The 4,622-nt window shown below is 72.7% G+C and carries 4 protein-coding genes; 2 read left to right on the top strand and 2 right to left on the bottom strand.

Annotation, left to right across the window (positions count from 1 at the left end):
• The first annotated feature begins 74 nt into the window (after positions 1-74).
• Positions 75-1,436 carry a phosphatase PAP2 family protein gene (locus ACJA3G_RS30790; protein WP_406556321.1) on the top strand — a complete coding sequence of 454 codons (1,362 nt, stop codon included), beginning with the start codon at positions 75-77 and terminating at the stop codon, positions 1,434-1,436.
• A gap of 199 nt (positions 1,437-1,635) precedes the next feature.
• Positions 1,636-2,301 (top strand): hypothetical protein, encoded by a 666-nt coding sequence (locus tag ACJA3G_RS30785; protein WP_406556320.1) that lies wholly within the window; start codon positions 1,636-1,638, stop codon positions 2,299-2,301.
• A 27-nt stretch (positions 2,302-2,328) separates the two neighbouring features.
• Here ACJA3G_RS30785 and ACJA3G_RS30780 read toward each other — a convergent pair whose 3' ends face one another.
• Positions 2,329-3,708, bottom strand: a complete 1,380-nt coding sequence (locus tag ACJA3G_RS30780) for an MFS transporter (protein WP_406556319.1) — start codon at positions 3,706-3,708, stop codon at positions 2,329-2,331.
• A partial coding sequence (locus ACJA3G_RS30775; protein WP_406556318.1) for a PEP/pyruvate-binding domain-containing protein occupies positions 3,705-4,622 on the bottom strand: 918 nt, incomplete at its 5' end. The genes ACJA3G_RS30780 and ACJA3G_RS30775, both read right to left, overlap by 4 nt.

The following is a 4,622-nucleotide window of genomic DNA, read 5'->3' as shown; positions in this document are numbered from 1 at the left end:
CCCGTGCGGAGGACGGCGCCCCACCCTCAGCACCAGCAAAGTCGGCCGAACCGTTGATACCTATAATCTCGCAGATGTCCTCGCGAATAGACCGCAGCATCACGTCCGCCCCATGGCGCCCCGGGCGTCAGCCGCGCGTGGTGCTGTGGGCCACGGCGGGCGTGGTCGCCCTTGGGTTTCTGATCGGCGTGGAGGTCATGTCGCGTCACTACGGCGCGGCCGGGCCGATCACCGTCCAGGCGCGGGAGGTGGTGTTCCCGCCCAAGCCGGGGCCGCTCTACGGCGGGCTGGCGTTGATGATGGTGGTGCTCACCTGGCGGCAGCGGTTCATCGCGCTCGGTGCCGCGATCGGTATCGATGTCCTCTTCGTACTGGGCCGGTGGGCGGCGGGCGTCAACGTGCCCGAGGGGCATCTCTTCGGCAACGGCGCGCTGTGGGTGATGCTCGGCTGCGCGGTCTTCGCGATCACGCGCCGGACCGGGCCGGAACGGGTCCTGCTGCTCAAGGGCGTCGGTCTCGGCCTGTTGCTGGTCACCGGGCGCAAGATCGGTGACACCTGGCTGTTCATCACGGCGAAGAGCCGCCCGACCGTGCTCGACCCGTACGTGGCCATGGCCGATCACGCGCTCGGCAGCCCCTCGTGGGTGGTGGGCCGGGCTGTGGAGGCCAGTGGCTCGGTCGGCTCGTACCTGCTCCACTTCGTCTACGGCGAGCTCGCGGTGGCCGCGATCGTCGTCGCCGTGTACCAGCTGCGCAACGTGGCCGCCGAGCGCCGCTTCCCCCGGCACCACCTGGTGCGCACCTTCCTGGTGATCGGCCTCCTCGGGCCGGCCGTCTACATGGTCTTCCCGGTGGTCGGACCGGTCTTCGCCTACGGGCCGGGCGCCTCCGGCACCGGCGGTGTGGAGTGGGCCGTGGTCAACCTGTGGCCGCACACACCGGCGCCGATCACCGCCCCGCACCCGGTGCTGTACGACGGGCTCACCCCGCGCAACTGCATGCCCAGCCTGCACACCGCCTGGGCCACCGCGATCTTCATCCACTCCCGCAACGCCCCCCGCCCGATGCGGTACGCGGGGACGTTCTGGCTGGTCGCGACCGTCTGCGCCACGCTCGGGTTCGGCTACCACTACGGCGTCGACCTCGTCGCCGGTCTGGTGTTCGCGCTCACCGTCGAGGCGGCCCTGCGTACGTACGACCGCGGCTGGGACCGGTCCGGCGTCCAGCTGGTCGCCCACGGCACGGTGGTCTTCGTCGCGCTCCTCGCGTCCTACCGCTGGCTGCCCCTGAAGATGGCCGCGCACCCGTGGGTGTTCGGGCCCCTCGTCCTTCTCGCGCTGGCCTCGGTGGTGTACGGGTATCTGCGCACCACCAAGGAGTGGGAGCCGAAAGCCGCCCCTGCGCTCCTTCGGGAACCTCAGCCCGAACTCGTCTGAATGAAGGGTGGGGGCAGGGAGGTGGTCGGGCGCGGCCGTGCCCAAACACCTTCCCGCCTCCCCCACCCGGAGCGGGGCCTGAGTGCCGACTGAGTCCCAGTGGACACCCCTGGGCAATTTCGAGCCTTCGCGTGTCATGGTCCGGACAATCGCGCATCCTCCTAGTACGCACTGTGCGCACAAGAAGGGTGACGACGCCATGAACCGATCCACCTCCATCGGCCGGGGCCGCCGAGCGGGCCTCGCGCTCGGTGCGGCCCTGGCGTCCACCGTGCTCTGCACGGCCACGAGCGCGGCAGCGCCCGCCGACCCGGCCGGCCCCGGATCCACGCGGACGGACGCCCGGCCGGGCGGGCAGACGGACGGGTCCACGGGCGCCGCGCGCGCCTGCCCCGTCGTCTGGTTCGACCTCGGTGAGACCCTCGTCCACACCGCCGCCGACGGCGGCATCGGCTACCAGCCCGGCGCCGCCTCCTATCTGCGCTCGCTGCGCCTGCGCCACATCGGCATCGGTCTGATCACCAACGTCCCACCGTCCTGGGGCGCGACCGATGCCGAGCGGGCCGCCAGGCTGAAGAAGGAGGTCGACTCCGCCTGGCGGGACTCCGTGCCCTTCGCCTGGGACGACTTCGGCGACCGGGTCCTCACTCCCCGTACCGACGCGGAACGCAAGCCCGCGCCCGCCCTCTGGCAGCGCGCCAAGGCCGACTCGGGGCGGTGCCGGCTCGTCTACCAGGCGGAGACGGCCGAGGAGGTCGGGGTCGCCGGCTCGCTGGGATATCTGCCGTACCAGGTGGGGCGGCCCCACCGGCCGGCGTTCCTGCCGGTCGGGCTCGTCGAGCTCCTCCGGCAGTGGCCGCGCTGAGCTGAGCGGCGTCCGCGCACACCGCCGCTAGCGGCCCGGCCCAGGCCTGCGCGCCCCTCCTCCCGCCACCCGTACCGCGTCACCGGGAGGACGGCCGCCGGCGTCCGCCGCCGGGGCTCCGGCCCCGGCGCGGTTCCGCTCCACGACGCCGGTGCGCAGCAGCAGCTGGACCACTCCCAGGAGCACCACCGTCGCCAGCGCGCTGTGCCAGAGCAGGGCGTCCAGATGGCCGGCCGACACATAGGCGCCCACCGCCACCGCCGCCAGGGCGCACACCGCGCGGTCCACGAGGCTCTCGATCGAGAGCAGGGTGGCGCGCGGGGCGCCGGCGGGTACGGCGTCGTTCATCAGCTTGCGCTGCACCGGGTACGCGAAGCCGGTCGCCGCGGCGAACAGGCAGAGCAGGGCGATGACCGCCCATGGCCCGCCGAGCGTCATGGCCGCCAGTGTGCCCGCCAGCGCCAGGCTGAGGATCGACACCCAGGCCACGGGTGGGAGGCGGCGGCTCAGCCACTGCGGGCGCGCCGAGCCCACCGCCTCCGCCACCGTCATCGCCGCCAGCACCGAACCGTGCGAGGCCTCCCCCACCCCGTGGTGCAGCAGGATCGGCTGGAAGAGGTTGACCTGGCAGATCCGGGAGAGCGTGAAGACCGCCACGCCCTGCACCATCACCACGGCGAGCCACGGCGAGGACGCGACGCAGCGCAGCGCCGCGCCCGCGTCCCGCAGGAACGCGCCGCCCCTGCGCCCGCCGTCCCCGCGGCCGGCCGCCTTCGCGGTACCACCGCCCGTACCGGACCCCGTACCGGCGAGCCGGGGCAGGGCGACGGCGCAGGCCAGCGAGCCCGCGGCGCTGGCGGCGCTGAGGACGTACGGGGCCGCGTGGGCCACCGACATCAGGGGCCCGACCAGCGGCCAGCACACGACCTTCGCCGCCAGCCCCAGGGCGCGGGCGGTGCCCTCCGCCTTCAGATAGTGCGCGTCGCACCTCTCCGCCCGCAGCCCGTCGTACAGATAGGCGCTCGCCGCTCCCGAGGTCAGCGAACGGCCCAGCGCGATGGCGAGGAAGTGGACCAGGAAGCCGGTGTACGAGGCAGCGGCCACCGGGGCCAGGTTCGCCGCCGTCATCACCACCGCCCCGGCCCGCAGGCAGTTGCGGGTGCCGATCCGGTCCGCGATCAGCCCGGTGGGAATCTCGAACAGGCAGAAGGCCACGTAGTAGATGCTCTGGATACCGAAGATCTGGCCGTCGGAGAGCCCGGCCTCCTTCTGGTACGCGTAGAACACCGGCATCCACCACAGCAGGTTGAACAGCAGCTGGAAGCCGTAGTTGAGGCGGATGATCCGATGCGCGGCGGGGGTCAGCGCGCCCTTGCCGGGGGGCGCGTCCGCGAGGCCCGCGCTCACAGCGCGTACGGGCGGATCTGGACCAGCCGGAAGTCGCCCCGCTCCGTCATCAGCCACTCGATGTCCAGCGGCCGGTCCAGGTCGTCCCCGCTGAAGTGCGACTGCAGGAGCCGTCCGGTCAGGGAGAGGTCCGCGAGCCGGGCGCGGGTGGCGGCGGGCAGCCCGTCGCCCCAGGACCCCAGGGCGACCGTGCGGCCACCGCCCTCCACCACGTTGTACAGGTACTGCTGCGGCAGCACCGAGCCCTCGACCACGCGCTCCGGGGAGCCGGGGGAACAGTTGAGGTAGACGTTGCGGAAGTCCTCGCGGCGGGTCGGGTCGCAGGTCACCAGGACGCCGCCGAGGGAGGCGGGCACGTACTTCTGGATGATCACGCCCATGTAGGTGTCGTCGAGGGAGATCCCGACCTGGTGGCGCAGGCGCACACTGCGGGGCGACACCAGTGAGGCCCACACCTGGCGTACCGCGTCCAGGAGTTCGCCGGTGCCGTGGACGGTGGTGACCGAGTCGTAGACGCCCGCCGCGGAGAATCCGGGCAGGTCCTCGGCGTTGGAGGAGGAGCGCACCACCAGCCGCCCGTGCTCGTCCGGCGGGACGGCGAAGGCCTGGGTGATCTGCCGGGTGACGGACTCGGGCACGGGGGTCTGCCGGATCAGCTGCTGGAGTTGCAGGCAGATCGGGTCCAGGACGTCGGTGGCGTCGAGTTCGAGTGCCATCTTGAGCTTGCCGATGCCCTGCTGGATGGCGGACGAGGAGGCGAGGAAGTGCTGCTGGAGGGAGAAGGGCAGGGCCACACCCTCGGGGGCGCCGACCGTCCGGGCCACGAAGTCGGCCGCCGCGGAGCGCAGTTCGGCGGTGGCGGGCGAGCTGAGGCCGAGGCGGGTGGCGAGGTGGCCGTAGAGGTCGTCGCGGGG

The organism is Streptomyces sp. YS-3 (genome assembly GCF_045257485.1).
In the GTDB taxonomy this organism is placed as follows: domain Bacteria; phylum Actinomycetota; class Actinomycetes; order Streptomycetales; family Streptomycetaceae; genus Streptomyces.
Note: the sequence above shows the minus strand (reverse complement) of the source record. Positions and strands in the feature narration are given on the sequence as shown.

Bases quoted from the DNA above. Each gene is read 5' to 3' on its own strand.
- ACJA3G_RS30785 (WP_406556320.1), top strand. From the start codon at position 1,636: ATGAACCGATCCACCTCCATCGGCCGGGGCCGCCGAGCGGGCCTCGCG.
- ACJA3G_RS30790 (WP_406556321.1), top strand. From the start codon at position 75: ATGTCCTCGCGAATAGACCGCAGCATCACGTCCGCCCCATGGCGCCCC.